Genomic DNA, 15,918 nt, shown 5'->3' on the forward strand with positions numbered 1-15,918 from the left:
TCCCCTTCATTTCTGTCTTTCTCACTGTCTCTGTGTGCCCCACCATCGTATGGTCTCCTCCGTGTTCGGTCTCCCTCGTTTCGGCCTACTCTATGTTCGGCCTACTCCGTGTTCGCGTCTGCCCGTTCGGCCATCCTAATTCCGGTCTTCTTCAGGATGCGCGTCGAGAACAGGGTGTCCCAGTCGCCCTGCTCGTCGTCGGTCGTCTGGTCGCCCACGTCCCAGTACTCGGCCATCACGTCGCGCACCTGTTCGATGCGTTCTTGGCTCTCTGCTTCCGAGCGCCCGTGCGTCATGGCGAAGAAGTTGTACGGCCAAACGCCCTCGTGTCGCGGCCGCCGATAACAGTGCGTCACGAAGTCCAGTGAGGCGACGGCCGGGCCGACCTCCTGAACCACGTCGTCGGGGACGTTCCAGACGGTCATGCCGTTCTCAGTGTAGCCGAGGGCGTAGTGGTTCGGGATGACGCCGACTCGACGGACTTTACCCTCTTGGTTGAACCGTTTTATCGTCCGGACGACCCACTCGGTATCCGTTTCGAGTTCGGCCGCCACGTCCGCGTACGGCGTCGCAGAGATTGGGAGTCCGCCCTGAATCTCCAACACGAGGTCGCGTTCGTCCGGCGTCAGCGTCCGGCGGTCCTCGGGGGTGACCGACGGGCCGCGGTCCGAGAGGTCCACATCGCCGTCCGGAACGGGACCGTCCAGCATGAACTTCGCTTCGACGCGGAACTCGTCCTGTTTGGGGAGGTTGTACGTCGGTTGTCCCGTCTCTTCTTCAATCTCGCCCAGCACTTCCTCGACGCGACTCTCGTCGGCGACGCTGACGACGAACCACATGTTGAGGTGCGGGTGTTCGCGTTCGTAGTTGTGCGCGACTTCTCGGTGGGCGTTCACCTGTTCTGCCACCTCGTCGTATCGGTCCTCGGGAGCGTGCATGGCGACAAGGGTCGCCGTCCCGCCGATTTCCTCCGCGTTGACGAGTGCGCCGAACCGCGTCAACACGCCCGCGTCGTCAAGATGACGGACTCGTTCGACGAGTTCGGAAGCGGTCACGTCTACACCGCGCTCGCGGAGTGCCGTTGCGGCCGGTTCGAACGGCCGCTCGACCACCGGAAATCCGCCCTGAAAGGCGTTGATGATGGCCCGGTCGAGATCCGTCAGTTCGGCTGTATCGACGTCGGCCCTGCTCATAGGTTCCCTTGCAATCCTGCGAGGATAAGTATCCCGAAGCAGGCGATTCGGTGGTCCGAACGCCCAATAATTATGACATAAAATCTATAACATGACACATGGACAAACGTGCCATCCTGTTCGGGTCCCTCGTCCAACTCGCCCTCACAATCGCCGCCGAACTGGCGGGGATGACCCTCCTCCCGTTCGGTGTTCTCGGTGGTCTCGTCGCCGGTAGTGTCTCTCGATCCTTTGAGAAAGAGTACCGTGACGCGGGCCTCGCCGGATGGTCGGCGTGGTTCGTCTTCGGCGTCGGAATCGCCGTACTGAGTCTTCTCAGTGGTTCGAAACTATTCACCGACCAGAGTTTCGTCGGCGTCTGGTTCGGTGTCGGGTACGCTATCGTCGGTGCGGGAATCAGCGGTCTTCTGTCCGCTATCGTTGGCGTCGCCATCGGCGGCGTTCGCCGCCGCTTTAATCCTGTCTGAGGTCGTTCAGGGGACGGGTCTCACGCGGTCGATGTGTTCTACGGCTTCGAGGTCGGCCGTCAGCGCGTCCTGATCGACGTTCGCCTCGTAGTAGAACACGAGGTCGAACGTGCCGTTACGGAGAAGTTGCTGGCACTCCCAGACGAACGCATCGTCGTCGAGAGTGAGACCTTGGAACTGGTTCGACGCGAAGTCGGGCGTGTCGTTTCCGGCGTAGATGTACGTCTCGCCCTTCTCGGCGTGGTCTGCGATAACCTCGTTTATCTCGACGGTGAGTTCGTGCATCTCCAGATCCTCCTGCCCGGAGAGGTCGGTGTGGATGATCGCGCCCACGAGTTCGATGTCGCCGGGTTCGAGGAGTGCAAGCGTTCGCTTGTAGAGGTCATCGTCTACGGTCTCGCTCATGCGTGAATGGTGAACGACGAAGGATAAACGGATGGCGATTCGTCGCTCGGCCGGGCCGGTTGGTGCTGAACCTCCGCGAGAACGTAACTATCGACGGATACAGTCCGACGAACTCGGCTGCGTGGAGTGAGTGAACAAAAAGAAACATATGTGTCGGCGCGGTTTCCCCTCCAATGAGACAGTGGCTTCGTCGGCAGTTCAACGGCGCATACGAGCGGATGCTCCGCCGTGAACTTGGAGGCGGTCCCGCACACGTTGCCATCATTCAGGACGGGAACCGACGATACGCCCGTCGCCGCGGCGATGAGGCTCCGGACGGCCATAAGGAAGGCGCAAAGACGGCTGAGCAGGTCCTTCACTGGTGCGAGGAGTTCGGTGTCGAGGAACTGACGCTGTACACCTTCTCGACGGAGAACTTCGACCGCCCGCAGGAGGAACTTGAACCCCTGTTCGACCTCATCGAAGAGAAACTGTACGAGTTCGCAGACGCCGAACGCGTTCACGAAGCCGGCGTCCGTATTTGCACGATTGGTGAGACCGACCGTCTCCCACCGCGCGTCCGTGAGGCGATAGAATATGCCGAAAGTCGGACACGCGGCTACGACGGGTTCTGCCTCAACATCGCCCTCGCCTACGGCGGCCGGGCGGAACTCCTCGGTGCCGTCCGCGACGTGGCCCGCGACGTTACCTCTGGAACGCTCTCGCCCGACGACGTTACCGTCGAAGAAATCGACAGCAGACTGTGTCAGCATCCCACCCGCGACGTTGACCTCATCATCCGCACCGGCGGCGCTGAGCGAACCTCGAACTTCCTCCCGTGGCACGCCAACGGCAACGAGGCGGCCGTCTACTTCTGCGCACCGTACTGGCCGGAGTTCTCGAAAGTGGACTTCCTCCGCGGCCTCCGGACGTACGAGTCACGCGAGAAGTCGTGGCAGCGCACCCGCACCGAACGCGCCGTCGCACTCGTCCGCTCGGTCGCTGAGACGGAACTGGCCGAGGCGAGGGCCGTCACCGCCCGCCTCCGCGAGAAACTACCCTCCGCCGGTGCCGAAGAGGTTGCTGCGGAGTTGGAGCGACAGGGCGACACCGAAGCGGCGGACTGAGCAGTACTAGCTGGTTCTGGAGTCGTGCTTGATGTACCAGACGTAGGACCGGTAGCTGAGTCGATGTGGGGCTATCGACCGAACCGGTGTCGGACACATCCGACGAAATTCGGGCTATCGACCGAATCGCCGCTGTCGGTTCTGGAAGTCCAACACCGCTCGTAGGTAATCGCGCTTTCTGAAGTCCCGCCAGTTCACGTCGGTAAAGTACAGTTCCGAGTACACCGACTGCCAGATCATGAAGTCTGAGAGCCGTTCCGCGCCGGTTTTGATGAGCAAGTCGGGTTCGTCCTGAAAGACCAGTCGTTCCTCGACGTGTTCTGCCCCGATGTCCTCCGGCGAAAGGTCGCCCGCGTCCACGTCTTCTGCGATATCGCGGACCACGTCGGCGAACTCGCGTTTGCCGCCGAGTCCGATGCTCACCTGCACCGGTTCGTCGGCGCGTTCTCTGTCACCCGGTCCGCGGACGGCCATCGAGCGCGGCGATTCGATGTCGCGGAGTTCGCGTTCCAGCGTCGGAACGACGGCTTCGTCGAGTACGCTCACCGAGACAGTGACGCGTTCGGCACCGAACTCGAACGCCCAGCGGAGGAACCGTTCGAGTGTCTCGTAGGCTCCCTGTTCGAGGAGGTCACGTTCGGTAATCACAACCGCAACGTGCGAGGGGGAGTCGGCGTCGTGCAGTCGATGTCGAAGTGCGAGGTAACCGTCGTACAGTCCCACGCTTCTCGGTGCGTCCTCCCACCGCTAAACGTCTCCGATTCGGGTTGTCGCGGTCCAACAAAGTCGTACAAACGCGATGACCCATGTCGGGAGGGTTAAGTGCGAGTCTGCGATACCCGACTGTGTGCAATCGACGCTCCGGCGGGCGGGCGGATTCGCCGTCGTTGGGACGCTAGCACTCGCTGCGCCGGTACTGAAGGCGGCGACGTTCGCCCCGTTCGTCGCCATTGCTCTCCTCGCAGCGTTCGTCGTCACCGACGGGCCGCTCTTCGAGGTGTTTGCCCGCCCCGGCGACCACCAAGACGGCCGACTGAATGGTCTTGCTGGCTTCGCACTCGCCGCCGCAGGACTCGCTATTCTGGTTGTGGCGGTTGATATGCCCGTCTCACTGTTCGTCGCTGCCGTGCTTGTCCTCTCGTACGGGAATCTCGGGAAGCAATGCGTCGCCGCCGTTTCCGACGACCCGTTCTTGGGGACGTCCGGATTCGTCGTCGGCGGATTCCTCGGTGGGGTACTCGGGCAGGTCGGGGTCGCTACCGCGACAACGCTCCCGACAGCGTACCCACTGTTCGTCTTCCTCGCATCCGCCGGCGCAATCGTCGCCGCGCTCTTCCGCGAGATGCTCTTCGAGCGTGACGACCCGCTGGTGATGCTCTCGACCGGTCTCCTACTTTGGTCGTTCGACGCACTGTCGGGAGCCATCGGGACCGTCGAGATCGCCGCCGCACTCGCGCTTACCGTCGCATTCGGACTCGTCTCGTACGTACTCAAAGCGGCGTCTGTTTCGGGGATGTTGTCGGGCGTACTCCTCAGCCTCCTCGTTACCGTCTTCGGCGGATTCGGCTGGTTCGCCGTGCTGATGTCGTTTTTCGCCATCGGCGCACTCTCGACGAAGTTCAGGTACGACGAGAAGCTAGACCGCGGTGTTGCGGAGGATAACGACGGCGCACGTGGGACTCGCAACGTCTTCGGTAATGCCGCCGTCGCCCTCGCTTCAGTCATCGGATTCGCAGCCAGCGCGCACACAGCCGTCGATGGAATGCTCTTTCAGTACGCCTTCGCGGGTTCGATGGCGGCCGCGTTGAGTGACACGCTCTCTTCGGAAATCGGGGGGCTGTACGACAACCCGCGTCTCATCACGACGCTCGAACGGGTTGACCCCGGCACCGACGGCGGCGTGACCTGGCAAGGCGAGTTAGCGGGCCTCGTCGGTTCCGCCATCGTCGCCGCCATCGCTGCGTTCCTCCTCTCCGGCGTAACAGGTCTCCTCGGCGGTGCTGTAGTCCTCCTCGGCGGACTCGCGGGCATGACGGTCGATAGTTTCCTCGGTGCGACTGTCGAGGGAGCACGGATCGGCAATGAGGCGGTCAACTTCTCTGCGACGCTCGTTGGTGCCGCCATCAGTACGGGTGCGGCGTTCGTTCTCTTCTGATGTCGGTTCGCCGCGCCCGTCCCGGCGAGTACGAGACACTTTCACGCCTCCAGTCGTTCCTCGCCGAGCCAGCACCCGACCTTCTGGCGGCGGCGGACGTGGTCGGCACTGTTTTCGTTTCGACGGCCCACCGGAATCGTCCTGTGGGGTATCTTCTCGCTGTCGCATCCGATGACGGCTGTCACGTGGCTGAACTCGTCGTTCATCCCGAGTACCGACGCACGGGTCGCGCGCGAGACTTACTCGAAGCACTGTTCGACGAACGTCCTGCGGAGTCGGCGGTGACAGTGACCGTCGCCGCCGGAAACGACGCGGCGCGGTCGCTGTACGAGTCGGTGGGATTCGAGGAATCTGACTGCCGGCCGGGCTACTTCGATAACGACGACGCAGTCGTGTACCGTCGGACTGTCGAGTGAGATCCCGGATGCGAGAAATCGTCGCGTGAGTGCCACGAGACTGTCGAACACATGCTTACTCGCCGATTTCGAGCAGTTGGTCCGCAGTGAGAACTCGGACGCTCACCGGCTTCTTGACGAAGTCGCCGGTCTCGGCGGCGACAGCGTGTTCAACGCCGCGCTGTGCCGACACGTCAGCGAGACGTTGGTCGAACGTCCCATCGAGAACGACGGTGTGGGGTGGTGTCTCCGCGTCGCGGATTGCGTCGAACGACTCCGTGGCGTCCCGTTCTTCGACCGTCACGAAGTCGTCGTTCAGAAACCGAACGCTTCCGGTGTCGCCGCGGATGACCTCTCGAACGTGTTCACGAAGTGACTGCGGCATCCGTTCGTCGGCGTCCGCGTCCGATTCCGTCTCAGCGCTCCCGACTGCGGCCGCGTCAGCTTCGGTTCCAGAACCGGGTTCACTCCGGGTCTCGCTCTCAGTCTTCGCGTCGGTTTCGGTCGGTGCTTCATCGGTGTCTTGCGTATCCGAATCGACGGAATCGTCGGTTTCAACCGCCTCGCTGACTGTCCTCGCCACGCCGTTCGAACCGCTCGATGCGTCGCTGCTCACTTCGGCATCAGTGTTGGTTTCGAGTGCGGTGTCGGCATCGGATTCGTGTTCGCCCTCGACGCTGGCGTCGGTCTTTTGCATACCTCCCGCTGTCCGTTCACTGGGGAGTACGTCTGTCGGCCGTTCCGCCGATGCGTCCGTCGTCTCCACCGGAAGGTCCTCGTCAAGCCGTTTGACGGTGACGCTCGCGTTAGGGTCAAGATACCGCTCGTCTGTCCTCGTCTCGGAGGATGGAGTCGCCGACTCAGTCGTCGGCGACCCCTGAGGAGGGTCCGATGACTCACCGTCAGTGTCCGAACGTTCGTCGGTCGCCGCCTCACGGACACTGCCCTCCGCCGGGAGCATCTCCAGTGCGACTTTGCTCCGCAGGGCGGACATGACCTCGTGGCGTTGGAGGTCCTCGACGGACTGGCCGTCGGGGGCGAACGCCACGTAGTCTACGTCACCGACCTGAACGAGTTCACGCAGGATGAGTTCGCCGCCGCGGTCGCCGTCTAAGAACGCCGTAACCGTGCGGTCCTGTGTTAATCGGGCGACTGCGTCGGGGATGTTCGTCCCCTCGACCGCGATGGCGTTTTTGACGCCGTAGCGGAGGAGCGTCAAGACATCGGCCCGTCCTTCGACGACGATGATGGCGTCCGAGTCGAGGACGCGCGGTCCTGCGGGAAGTCCCTCGTACTCGGAGATATCTTCGACGCGGACGCTCTCTTTGACCTCTTCGAGAATCTCCGAGGAGGTCATGATGCTGTCGTCGAACGAGGTAGAGAGCAGTTCCTTGGCTCTATCGACGACTTCGCGGCGTTTGGCTTCGCGCACGTCCTCGATATCGGTGACGCGAACGTCCGACTGACACGGACCGACGCGAGTAATCGTTTCCAGCGATGCGGCAAGGATCGCTGTTTTCACCTTGTCGAGACTGCTGGCGATGGTGACGTTACCGAACGACTGGCCGTTTTCGCTTTCGATCTGTACGTCGATGCGACCGACTTTCGACGATTGTTGGAGGTCCCTGAGGTCCAAATCGTCGCCGAGCAGCCCTTCTGTCTGCCCGAAAATGGCGCCGACGACATCGGAACGTTCGACGACGCCGTCCGCAGTGATCGCGGCGTGAATGAGATATTTTGCTGTATCGTCCATGATGAAGCACCCCTACAGGGTGATGAGATGATGTTGGTGATGATGTCACGAGCGGATCTGTGACGGCCTTATATAAGGGTCGCTAACGGCAAATAACTATCGTACTCACAACTGATTTCGACGTTCGTCGTCGTTTCGGCCACAAGTTCTTTCCCGTGCGTCCTCGCCGTCGCTGCCGTCGAACGGCCTCGTGAGGTGCGCAAAATCATACTGTGTATTCACCTCAAAAGCCACTTCTGAAGAAAATATTTCTTCAGATTGCAGGATCGAATCATAAACAACAATACTTACTAATTTCGAGAGGCAATCAACGACAGATGACACGACCGAGGACGGATTATGTATGGGTCGGTGTGTTCGCCGTCTTGGTGACGTTTGCAATCCCGTGGTTTCTGTGGCGGGATGCGGCCACATGGGCGGGACTGCCAGTCTGGCTGTGGTGGCACATTGGGTGGATGGTACTCGCGTCGGGGGCGTTTTACCTGTTCACGCTGGGTGCGTGGGACCGCGGTATGAACGTCGAACCGGAGGAGATGTAACCGATGGCTGAATCCGACCTGCTCGTCCAGATGGGCGTCGTCGGCGTCTATCTCGTTGTCTCGCTTCTCGTCGGCTTCGTCGCGTACCGCCTGACGAGTCGGGACGCAGAGGACTACTACCTCGCCAGTCGGTCGTTGGGAACCGTCGTCCTCCTGTTCACAACGTTTGCAACGCTCCTTTCGGCGTTTACATTCTTCGGCGGTCCCAACCTCGCCTACGGTGCCGGGCCCGAATGGATTCTCGTAATGGGGTTGATGGACGGCGTTCTGTTCGCGGTTCTCTGGTACGCTGTCGGCTATCGGCAGTGGCTCATCGGTCAGAACCGGGGCTACGTCACTCTGGGAGAGATGCTCGGCGACCGCTTCGGTTCGAGAGCGCTTCGCGCCATGGTTGCCACTATCAGTCTCTTCTGGCTGTTTCCCTACGTGATGCTCCAGCAGATGGGTGCTGGCGAGGCTATCGTCGGCCTGACGGGTGGGACCGTTCCCTACTGGGCTGGTGCCGCACTCATCACGGTGTTCATGATTCTCTACGTCGTCCTCGCTGGTCTTCGCGGCGTCGCGTGGACCGACACGATACAGGGACTGTTCATGCTCTCTATCGTCTGGGTGGCCGTCGCGTGGGTCGTTAGCTCCGCGGGCGGCCTCTCCGCCATCTCTGCGTCGATGGCCGAGACGAAACCGGAGTTTCTCGCACTCGGCGGCGGTCTCTACTCGCCCGAATGGATGATTTCGACGGCCGTCACCATCGCCTTCGGCGTCATCATGTTCCCGCAGATAAACCAGCGCTTCTTCATGGCGAAGGACGACCGAGTGCTGAAGCGGTCGTTCGCGCTCTGGCCGATTCTCGTGCTCCTGCTTTTCGTCCCCGCCTTCCTCCTCGGGTCGTGGGCCGCTGGCTTGGGCGTGCAAGTCCCCGAAGGATCCAACGTGATCCCCGCACTCCTGAACGAGTACACGCCGGTCTGGTTCGCCGCGCTCGTTGTCGCGGGCGCGATGGCGGCGATGATGTCCTCCTCGGACTCGATGCTCCTCTCGGGGTCGTCGTATCTCACGCGTGATCTCTACCGACCGTTCGTGAATCCGACCGCCTCGGACGAACGGGAAGGGTGGATCGCTCGTATCGGCGTCGCCGTGTTCGCCACGCTGTCGTTCGTCGCCAGCCTGTTCCAACCGGGGACGCTCATCAACGTGGGCGACACCGCGTTCGGCGGATTCGCACAGATGGCGCTCCCGGTGATGGTCGCACTCTACTGGCCGAAGACGACCAAACTGGGGATGCTCGCGGGTATCGGCGGCGGGCAGGTGTTCTACATCCTGCACGTGTTCCTCCCCGAACTGACGGTCAGCGGGACAACGCTGTTCGGTGGGACATATTTCGGATGGGACTTCGCACTGTGGGGAATGCTCCTCTCGTTCGGTCTCACTGTCGGCGTCTCGTATCTGACTCCCGCGGCCGCGGACGAAGACGCCGGGACGTTCGCCGTCGGCAGTCGCGCCGACTGAATCGCTCTCCGTCGCCATACTCTCGACCGTTTCTCGAACATCCGAAGCGCTCATACCCGCACAGCCGAAGGTGCGAGTATGAACGAACCGGGCGTGCAGTCACTCGTCGATCAGGAGACGATGGCCGCTCGCGTTGAGGCAGGTGAGATGCCGGATTGGGCTGTTCGGCACTTCGAGACCTTTACAGATGCACTTCTCGGGGAGCGAAACGGAACACCGTTCCCCTGTTTCTTCGGCGCACAGTCCGTCCGCGACGGCGAACCCGTCTACACTGCCGTTCCGTCGATGACGGACAAAGACGCACTTCTCGACTTCCGCGACGCGCTCTTGGAATATCTGGACGTGTACCGTGACTTACCGGGGAGAACGTCGTTCGTGACGTTCTTCAAGCCGCCCGAACGGGAGTTCTCGGAGGGTGACTATCACGAGATTCTGTGGCACCTCTTGCAGTTCCTCCACGTTCACGACCCGGAACCGTGGCCCGAGGATATCCCGACCGATCCTGACGACCCCCACTGGGAGTTCTGTTTCGGCGGCGAACCCATGTTTCCGACGTGTCGCGCGCCGTTCTACGACGAACGCAAGAGTCGATACTGCCCCGTCGGCCTCGAAATCACGTTCCAACCGCGCACGCTGTTCGACGGCATCACCCACGACACCGAGGCGGGACAGAAGGCCCGCGAAACTATCCAGTCGCGGATGGAGGAGTACGACGGTGTCTGTCCGCACGCCGACTTGGGTGACTGGGGCGTCGAATCCGACCGCGAGTGGCCGCAGTATCTCTTCCGTGAGGACCCCGACGATTCGCCGGACGAATGTCCGATAGTCATCACCCGAGAACACCCGAAGGCCGCATCGCAACGAACCGAACGCACTCCCAAGGCCGCCGATGACTGAGTTCGGCGCTGCCGATGAGGCGGACTCGGAGACGAGTGCGCCCGCACTCGTCCTCGTGGACCTGCAAACTGGATTCGACGCGGACGGCTGGGGCGACCGGAACAATCCCGACGCCGAATCCAACGCCGCACGTCTCCTTGACGCGTGGCGCGAGAGAGACTTCCCCCGCGCCCACGTCCGTCACGACTCCACTGAACCGACCTCACCCCTGCGCGGTGACGGTCCGGGATTCGCGTGGAAGCCCGAAACGGCACCCGTGGACGAGGAACCGACGTTCACAAAGCAGGTGAACTCCGGGTTCATCGGGACCGAGTTAGAGTCGTGGCTCCGCGAGAACGACTGCGAGACGGTCGTTATCGTCGGTCTTACGACTGATCACTGCATCTCGACAACGACGCGAATGGCCGAGAATCTCGGCTTTGCTCCGATTGTGGTCTCCGACGCGACGGCGACGTTCGACCGGGAAGGGCCGGACGGCGAACGCTACTCGGCCGAGGAGATGCATCGAACCGCACTGGCGCATCTGTACCGCGAATTCGCGGACGTGGCGACGACTGACGACGTTTTGACCCGCCTGTAACGCCACATTCCAGTCGGTGAGTTTACAACTACCGGACGAGAGCGGCGAGTATGGATCGTCGGCTGTATATCGTCAATGCTGTCGTTCTCCTCACCCTCGCTCTCGCGTATGCCGCCTTCTGGCCGCACACGACCACGATCATCGCTCTCATCGAACTGCTGGTTTTCGGAGCGCTCTGCTATTTCGCCACCGGATTCAGAATCTCGATTTCTGTCGGTAGCTGGACTCTACCGTGGTACTCGATCTACGGTATCGGTACCCTCGCTCTTGGCGGTGCACTGCCACTGCTCGTGATGCAGATGGCCGGTGGTGGTCGCCTCGGCCCGTTTTACATCGTCTTACTACTCATTCTCGAAATTCCGATGGTAGTCGTCGGTGTCAAGTATCTATTCGGAACTCACAACACGGGTATCGCCGCAGAATAGCCGCAACTATCCCTCCGGTGGTATCGAGAACGAACGATTATGTTTTTTATCTGTGGACTACGCGGTATGTGGTATGGGTACTCGTGCCTCTGGTGGTGGCGGTGCTTCCTTTCCCGACGTAGTGCCGTTCAACGTGCAGTGTCTCACCCGACTGAGTTGGGAACTCGGCTCTCGAACCGTCGCTGACGACGAATCGACGCTTCGGGGCGAGTGGGAACACACGGGCACGTCGTGGACGTTGTCGCACTATCGCGTCACGACCAATACGGACATCGTACGCCTCCGAACCCCGGTCGGACGAGAACGGTTCTACGGTGTCGCGCAGATGGATTTAGAGGCGGTGCTTCCGAATCTGGAGAACGCGCCGTACTGGCGGCGGTGCGAATAGTCGGGGAGACGTCGTCGTGTCCGAGAGGCCGAGGCGTCTCTGTTGATTTTTAACCTTCCGTGGCGAGAGACTACGTATGCAGACGCACGTCGTCCCCGTCGGGTTCGATTACGACCGACTCATCGCGCCACTCATCCGCGACCAGTTGGACGTCGATCACGTCATCCTCTTGGAGGGGGCAATCGGGAGTGAGGCGAACGTCGAGTACTCGCAGAACCTCTCGACGAAACTGGAGAAAGACTTTCAGAACCTCCTCGGCGCGGACACCGAACGCGTCGTCATCGAGGACGTGTACGATTACGACGCCGCCTTCGAGCAGGCGTACGACCTCATCAACACGGAGTTGGACAAAAGCGACGACACCGAGGTCTGGGTAAACGTCTCCGCGATGCCGCGGCCCGTCTCCTTTGCCTTCGCCACCGCCGCTCACTCGGTGATGGTCGAACGGCAGGCGGACAGAGAGCGCATCCACACCTACTACACGGCTCCCGAGAAGTATCTGGAGACCGAACTCGCAGAAGAGGTGCGCGCGGCGCGCGACTTGCTCGGTGACCTCCTGAACGGCGCGGAGTTGGACGACGACAGAATCCGCGAGCGGTTCGAGTCGGCCTCTGATCTCCTCGAAGAGTTCGACGAACGCGGGACGACTATCGGCGCGAAACGGATCGGCGACGAACACATCGTTGAACTTCCCGTCGCGTCGTTCTCGAACGTCAAGCCGTTCGAGGAGATTATCCTGTTCGAGTTGGGCGAGTACGGCCAGTTCGAGTCCGTCTCCGAGTTGGCCGAAACGCTCGCCCGAGACATGAACGAGGAGTACACCGACTCCTTCCGGTCGAAAGTCATCTACAACGTTGACCGCCTCGGCCCCGGCGGGAAGGGCTACATCGAACAGGAAGAACATGGGAAGTCGTACCGAACGCGCCTGTCTCGCATCGGAGAACTGTGGGTGCGTTCGCACGCCGGTGCCGACGCCGACGAACTCTCACGCGCCGGGAACTAACGTTCGCTTCGGTTCTGTCACTCTCTAATTTTCTGCTACTCTGGCTTTCTGCTACTCAGGCACTCCCAATCGAGTCGGAGTGGGGGCACCCTCCCGATTCAGCTGTCTCTTACTCAGTTTGACGCGGAATGGACCCCGATTCCAGTTTCTTCACGCGCGTCGTGAGCGAGAAGAACGTGGCGACGAGCGTCAGGACGATAGCCCCCGCCGCGGCGATTTGGAGGACGCTAGACCCGCCGACGATGACACCGTCCGCGAGGGGAATTGATGTGTGGTGGGGGTCACCGACGATAGGAATGAAATAGTCTACTACGTCGTTGAACCCGTACCAGACGATGGCGACGGCGACGGCGCGGACGGGGAAGTCCGAGATGCGGTGGAGGACGAACGCCTCGACGACCATGGCGAGGTGGCTGAAGAACAAAAATAGGTACATCGGGAGGGCCGTCTGATCGAGGAACGCATCCGAGAACGCGGTGAGGACGAACGGCGTCCACAGGCCGAGCTTCCAGCATCCGAAGAAGGCGAGTGCGTTGACGTACTCGTTCGTCCGGTCGAGTCGCCAGAGGGCGAACGCGCCGGCGATAAACAGCGTCGCCATGGGGCTGTCCGGGACGAACGGCCACATGACGACGGGTTCTGATGCAAACTGCCACACGATCAGAGGATCCGACAGCGGCAGCGGATGAAATCCGTAGTACCAGAAGCCGAACACCGTCCCAACGAGATTGATTGCGACGACAGTCCAGACGAGGTTGAGACCGACGTTCTCTAACCACTCGGGGAGGGGGGCGAGCCACCACGGTAGTTGGTCCGCGGGCGGGAGTCCGTCGTCGTCCGCGAGGCGGCGAGCCTCATCGACGAGACGCCGGATTCCGGTGGACGTGGCCATGTGTCAGGCTGGTCCGAGCGGTACAAATCGGTGGCGGTTCCGGGCGTGGACGAGACCCCGTTGGATTCGTTCGATGGTGATTTTGTCAGTGGATGAACTTCGGAAGGTTCTCGTTCTCGATGCAGACGCCGCGAGTCTACGGCCACTCGCTGTAAATGGCCGAGTCTGTCGGCGGATGTGTGTGGGTTCAACTGCGGCTTCGGTCACTATCACAGTGATATCGTCGCGGTCACTTATAAAGCAACCATTGATCTGGTAGAAATCACACGTGGTTTTCGAGAAGCGCAACGAAGTCTTCGGCATCTGCATCACGTGCGAGGCTGAGGGGGCTGATTTCAGCTTGGTTCTCGTGAGTTGGGTCAGCACCGTGCGTAACGAGCAGATTCGTCAACTCGTAGTTTCCGTTAGCCACCGCTTTGTGAAGCGGCTGTGCTCCATACATATCTTCAATATCGAGTCTAGCGCCATTTTCGACAAGCATCTCAACGATCTCATGATGTCCACGATCAACCGCTTCATGGAGTGGGGTTCTCCCCTGATTGTCCTTGGCATCAAGTTCGATCCCACGCTCAATCAGTTCCGCAGCGAATTCGGGTTCTCCTGTCCATGCTGCTATGTGCAGTAAGTTACCACCATCTCCAGAACGGTGGTTCAAATCAGCATCCGAAATCAGCTGGTAAAACTGCTCTTTGTTGTTTTGAATGATTGCGGATTCGATCTCCGTGCTGGTGTATAGCTCGTCATCTTTCTCAGCCATGTTTCTCACCTTCGATATCTCCCCATTTTTGCTTCCAATACCTTCCTACTCCTTCATGTCTTCTACCCATATTTTCTCTTGGTGCTTCAGCTTGGTAGTGGTCCGGATTCTGGTACTCTTTCACGAATTCCTCTTCCGATATAATTCCTTGTTGATAATACTCAAGAAGATATCTGTATTCTCGCTGTTTTTTGTGGCCCATATGCCATTGTTCTCCTCTACCTCTGTCTTTGTCCCACGTTAGCACTTCTTCTGTGTTTGGATCTCGAACCTTGTCGTCAATTCCCTCTGATCTTGCTCTGTTCCAGACTTCTTCGACTTGTCCTGGAGCGTACGGTGGTCGATGATCAATACTGTATTTTTTCTGCTTATACTGTTCTGTGTCTTTTTCGGCGAATCGACCGATATTGTCCCGAGGCTGATCTCTCCACCGCTGAATGTGCACATCGGCTTTGTGCATCCGATAGATGCCGAGTTTCCCGCCGCTCATCACCCGCTGGGCCGTCTCTTCGGCTTCCCGTTCGAGACGCTCGTCAGGATCAATTTCTAATTTCCCTTCTTGCGGGAGCATCGAGACGGCCCCACCTGTTTGCTGTCTCACATGCGCTAACTCGTGAGCGAGCAGGTGTTGACCTTCTGTTGAAGAAGGGTCGTACTCGCCGTGGTTGAACGCGACATGATTTCCCACCGTGAACGCGCGAGCGTTGATATCCTCACAGGCGTTTGCGGCGCGTGACCCAGTATGGATACGCACGTCGTCCAAACTCTCGCCCATGCGCTCTTCCATCGCTTGTTGAATTGAGCTATCGAGTTGCTGGCCTGGCGAAGAAATCACGTCACGAACCGAATCGGGGACTTGCGCGTTTCCAGATTTCGACGCCTCGTGGTGCGCGCCACGACTGCGCTGGACTGATTTAGCGTTCCGGCGCTCTATGTCTTTGGGCACTTCGGCAGGACGCTGTTTTTGCCGTTCACGGAATGCACGCATGTCGCGCGGTTTGCCCATCGTGTCCACGGTCATGCCCTCGTCGGCCCACTGCTGGACTTGGCCCGCGCCGTGTTGTTTGACAAGACGTTGGACTATCACCTCCAATCCATTCCGATACATGTCCATGCCGAAGCGCTGTTCGCAGCCCTGTGCGGTCAGCCGTCCACTGCGTTGCCGACGCGAGGAGTCCACGCGGTCCCGCTCGCTAGAAGGAGACCATTGGGTTTTCTTTTGCACCTCGTTCGCGGAGCGAAATCCCATCGTTCGATTTCGCTGACACAACCTTCGTATATAATTGTTTGTTGCTGAGATAACATGGGAAAACACAATTTAGATGGACAACAAAATCGTCCGCCTCGCGGACGCTCAGGACTACATGCTGTCGGAACAGCGGTCGCGGCAGGTGTCACGCGACATATTCGCACCCAAACCGTACTGGTTGGTCTTAAGTAGGTTGGACCGTAACCAT

General features: G+C 60.3%; 18 protein-coding genes. 11 read left to right on the forward strand and 7 right to left on the reverse strand.

The genetic code is table 11. The features are described from left to right. Positions 1-101: 101 nt before the first annotated feature. The gene (gene ahbB, locus HBOR_RS03510) at positions 102-1,193 is read right to left on the reverse strand and encodes a siroheme decarboxylase subunit beta (RefSeq protein ID WP_006055105.1); all 1,092 of its coding nucleotides are present in this window, start codon (positions 1,191-1,193) and stop codon (positions 102-104) included. A 98-nt stretch (positions 1,194-1,291) separates the two neighbouring features. Between ahbB and HBOR_RS03515 the strand changes: the two genes are divergently transcribed. Beyond that, positions 1,292-1,660 carry a hypothetical protein gene (locus HBOR_RS03515; protein ID WP_006055104.1) on the forward strand — a complete coding sequence of 123 codons (369 nt, stop codon included), beginning with the start codon at positions 1,292-1,294 and terminating at the stop codon, positions 1,658-1,660. A gap of 6 nt (positions 1,661-1,666) precedes the next feature. Here the strand turns inward: HBOR_RS03515 and HBOR_RS03520 are convergent, their stop codons facing one another. Further along, on the reverse strand, positions 1,667-2,065 hold the full coding sequence (locus tag HBOR_RS03520) for a DUF5778 family protein (RefSeq protein ID WP_006055103.1): 399 nt from the start codon (positions 2,063-2,065) through the stop codon (positions 1,667-1,669). 173 nt (positions 2,066-2,238) lie between these two features. Here HBOR_RS03520 and uppS point away from each other — a divergent pair, with 173 nt between their 5' ends. Then, positions 2,239-3,171: a polyprenyl diphosphate synthase gene (gene uppS, locus HBOR_RS03525; RefSeq protein ID WP_006055102.1), complete on the forward strand. Its 933-nt coding sequence runs from the start codon at positions 2,239-2,241 to the stop codon at positions 3,169-3,171. A 114-nt stretch (positions 3,172-3,285) separates the two neighbouring features. On the opposite strand, the gene HBOR_RS03530 is transcribed toward uppS, so the two are convergent. Beyond that, positions 3,286-3,894: an undecaprenyl diphosphate synthase family protein gene (locus HBOR_RS03530; protein WP_006055101.1), complete on the reverse strand. Its 609-nt coding sequence runs from the start codon at positions 3,892-3,894 to the stop codon at positions 3,286-3,288. Positions 3,895-4,018: 124 nt separating this feature from the next. Between HBOR_RS03530 and HBOR_RS03535 the strand changes: the two genes are divergently transcribed. Further along, positions 4,019-5,326: a DUF92 domain-containing protein gene (locus HBOR_RS03535; protein WP_006055100.1), complete on the forward strand. Its 1,308-nt coding sequence runs from the start codon at positions 4,019-4,021 to the stop codon at positions 5,324-5,326. Further along, the gene (locus HBOR_RS03540) at positions 5,326-5,742 is read left to right on the forward strand and encodes a GNAT family N-acetyltransferase (RefSeq protein WP_006055099.1); all 417 of its coding nucleotides are present in this window, start codon (positions 5,326-5,328) and stop codon (positions 5,740-5,742) included. Before HBOR_RS03535 ends, HBOR_RS03540 begins: the two co-directional genes overlap by 1 nt. A gap of 55 nt (positions 5,743-5,797) precedes the next feature. On the opposite strand, the gene dnaG is transcribed toward HBOR_RS03540, so the two are convergent. Beyond that, on the reverse strand, positions 5,798-7,474 hold the full coding sequence (dnaG, locus tag HBOR_RS03545) for a DNA primase DnaG (RefSeq protein ID WP_006055098.1): 1,677 nt from the start codon (positions 7,472-7,474) through the stop codon (positions 5,798-5,800). A 317-nt stretch (positions 7,475-7,791) separates the two neighbouring features. Here dnaG and HBOR_RS03550 point away from each other — a divergent pair, with 317 nt between their 5' ends. The 7 genes from HBOR_RS03550 (at position 7,792) to HBOR_RS03580 (ending at position 12,812) form a co-directional block, all read left to right on the forward strand. Further along, the gene (locus tag HBOR_RS03550; protein WP_006055097.1) at positions 7,792-8,013 is read left to right on the forward strand and encodes a DUF3311 domain-containing protein; all 222 of its coding nucleotides are present in this window, start codon (positions 7,792-7,794) and stop codon (positions 8,011-8,013) included. 3 nt (positions 8,014-8,016) lie between these two features. Beyond that, positions 8,017-9,519, forward strand: a complete 1,503-nt coding sequence (locus tag HBOR_RS03555; RefSeq protein ID WP_006055096.1) for a sodium:solute symporter family protein — start codon at positions 8,017-8,019, stop codon at positions 9,517-9,519. A 78-nt stretch (positions 9,520-9,597) separates the two neighbouring features. Further along, positions 9,598-10,416, forward strand: coding sequence for a YqcI/YcgG family protein (locus HBOR_RS03560; RefSeq protein WP_006055095.1), 819 nt, complete (start codon positions 9,598-9,600; stop codon positions 10,414-10,416). Further along, positions 10,409-10,996: a cysteine hydrolase family protein gene (locus HBOR_RS03565; protein ID WP_006055094.1), complete on the forward strand. Its 588-nt coding sequence runs from the start codon at positions 10,409-10,411 to the stop codon at positions 10,994-10,996. The genes HBOR_RS03560 and HBOR_RS03565 overlap by 8 nt, the downstream gene beginning before the upstream one ends. 50 nt (positions 10,997-11,046) lie before the next feature. Further along, positions 11,047-11,421, forward strand: a complete 375-nt coding sequence (locus tag HBOR_RS03570; protein WP_006055093.1) for a hypothetical protein — start codon at positions 11,047-11,049, stop codon at positions 11,419-11,421. 73 nt (positions 11,422-11,494) lie between these two features. Then, complete coding sequence (locus HBOR_RS03575) at positions 11,495-11,809, forward strand: hypothetical protein (RefSeq protein WP_013440485.1); 315 nt, start codon at positions 11,495-11,497, stop codon at positions 11,807-11,809. Between the two features lie 76 nt (positions 11,810-11,885). Beyond that, positions 11,886-12,812: an HFX_2341 family transcriptional regulator gene (locus tag HBOR_RS03580; RefSeq protein WP_006055091.1), complete on the forward strand. Its 927-nt coding sequence runs from the start codon at positions 11,886-11,888 to the stop codon at positions 12,810-12,812. A 109-nt stretch (positions 12,813-12,921) separates the two neighbouring features. Here the strand turns inward: HBOR_RS03580 and HBOR_RS03585 are convergent, their stop codons facing one another. The 3 genes from HBOR_RS03585 to HBOR_RS03595 form a co-directional block, all read right to left on the reverse strand. After that, positions 12,922-13,704: a DUF1405 domain-containing protein gene (locus HBOR_RS03585; protein WP_006055090.1), complete on the reverse strand. Its 783-nt coding sequence runs from the start codon at positions 13,702-13,704 to the stop codon at positions 12,922-12,924. A gap of 262 nt (positions 13,705-13,966) precedes the next feature. Continuing rightward, positions 13,967-14,461 (reverse strand): ankyrin repeat domain-containing protein, encoded by a 495-nt coding sequence (locus HBOR_RS03590; protein ID WP_006055089.1) that lies wholly within the window; start codon positions 14,459-14,461, stop codon positions 13,967-13,969. Continuing rightward, complete coding sequence (locus HBOR_RS03595) at positions 14,454-15,710, reverse strand: eCIS core domain-containing protein (RefSeq protein ID WP_006055088.1); 1,257 nt, start codon at positions 15,708-15,710, stop codon at positions 14,454-14,456. The genes HBOR_RS03590 and HBOR_RS03595 overlap by 8 nt, the downstream gene beginning before the upstream one ends. Positions 15,711-15,918: the final 208 nt, after the last annotated feature.

Source organism: Halogeometricum borinquense DSM 11551 (genome assembly GCF_000172995.2).
GTDB lineage: Archaea > Halobacteriota > Halobacteria > Halobacteriales > Haloferacaceae > Halogeometricum > Halogeometricum borinquense.

Excerpts from the sequence above, each read along its gene's own strand:
- ahbB (WP_006055105.1), bottom strand. The coding sequence starts at position 1,193 with ATGAGCAGGGCCGACGTCGATACAGCCGAACTGACGGATCTCGACCGG.
- HBOR_RS03515 (WP_006055104.1), top strand. The coding sequence starts at position 1,292 with ATGGACAAACGTGCCATCCTGTTCGGGTCCCTCGTCCAACTCGCCCTC.
- HBOR_RS03520 (WP_006055103.1), bottom strand. The coding sequence starts at position 2,065 with ATGAGCGAGACCGTAGACGATGACCTCTACAAGCGAACGCTTGCACTC.
- uppS (WP_006055102.1), top strand. The coding sequence starts at position 2,239 with ATGAGACAGTGGCTTCGTCGGCAGTTCAACGGCGCATACGAGCGGATG.
- HBOR_RS03540 (WP_006055099.1), top strand. The coding sequence starts at position 5,326 with ATGTCGGTTCGCCGCGCCCGTCCCGGCGAGTACGAGACACTTTCACGC.
- dnaG (WP_006055098.1), bottom strand. The coding sequence starts at position 7,474 with ATGGACGATACAGCAAAATATCTCATTCACGCCGCGATCACTGCGGAC.
- HBOR_RS03550 (WP_006055097.1), top strand. The coding sequence starts at position 7,792 with ATGACACGACCGAGGACGGATTATGTATGGGTCGGTGTGTTCGCCGTC.
- HBOR_RS03555 (WP_006055096.1), top strand. The coding sequence starts at position 8,017 with ATGGCTGAATCCGACCTGCTCGTCCAGATGGGCGTCGTCGGCGTCTAT.
- HBOR_RS03560 (WP_006055095.1), top strand. The coding sequence starts at position 9,598 with ATGAACGAACCGGGCGTGCAGTCACTCGTCGATCAGGAGACGATGGCC.
- HBOR_RS03565 (WP_006055094.1), top strand. The coding sequence starts at position 10,409 with ATGACTGAGTTCGGCGCTGCCGATGAGGCGGACTCGGAGACGAGTGCG.
- HBOR_RS03570 (WP_006055093.1), top strand. The coding sequence starts at position 11,047 with ATGGATCGTCGGCTGTATATCGTCAATGCTGTCGTTCTCCTCACCCTC.
- HBOR_RS03575 (WP_013440485.1), top strand. The coding sequence starts at position 11,495 with ATGGGTACTCGTGCCTCTGGTGGTGGCGGTGCTTCCTTTCCCGACGTA.
- HBOR_RS03580 (WP_006055091.1), top strand. The coding sequence starts at position 11,886 with ATGCAGACGCACGTCGTCCCCGTCGGGTTCGATTACGACCGACTCATC.
- HBOR_RS03585 (WP_006055090.1), bottom strand. The coding sequence starts at position 13,704 with ATGGCCACGTCCACCGGAATCCGGCGTCTCGTCGATGAGGCTCGCCGC.
- HBOR_RS03590 (WP_006055089.1), bottom strand. The coding sequence starts at position 14,461 with ATGGCTGAGAAAGATGACGAGCTATACACCAGCACGGAGATCGAATCC.
- HBOR_RS03595 (WP_006055088.1), bottom strand. The coding sequence starts at position 15,710 with ATGGGATTTCGCTCCGCGAACGAGGTGCAAAAGAAAACCCAATGGTCT.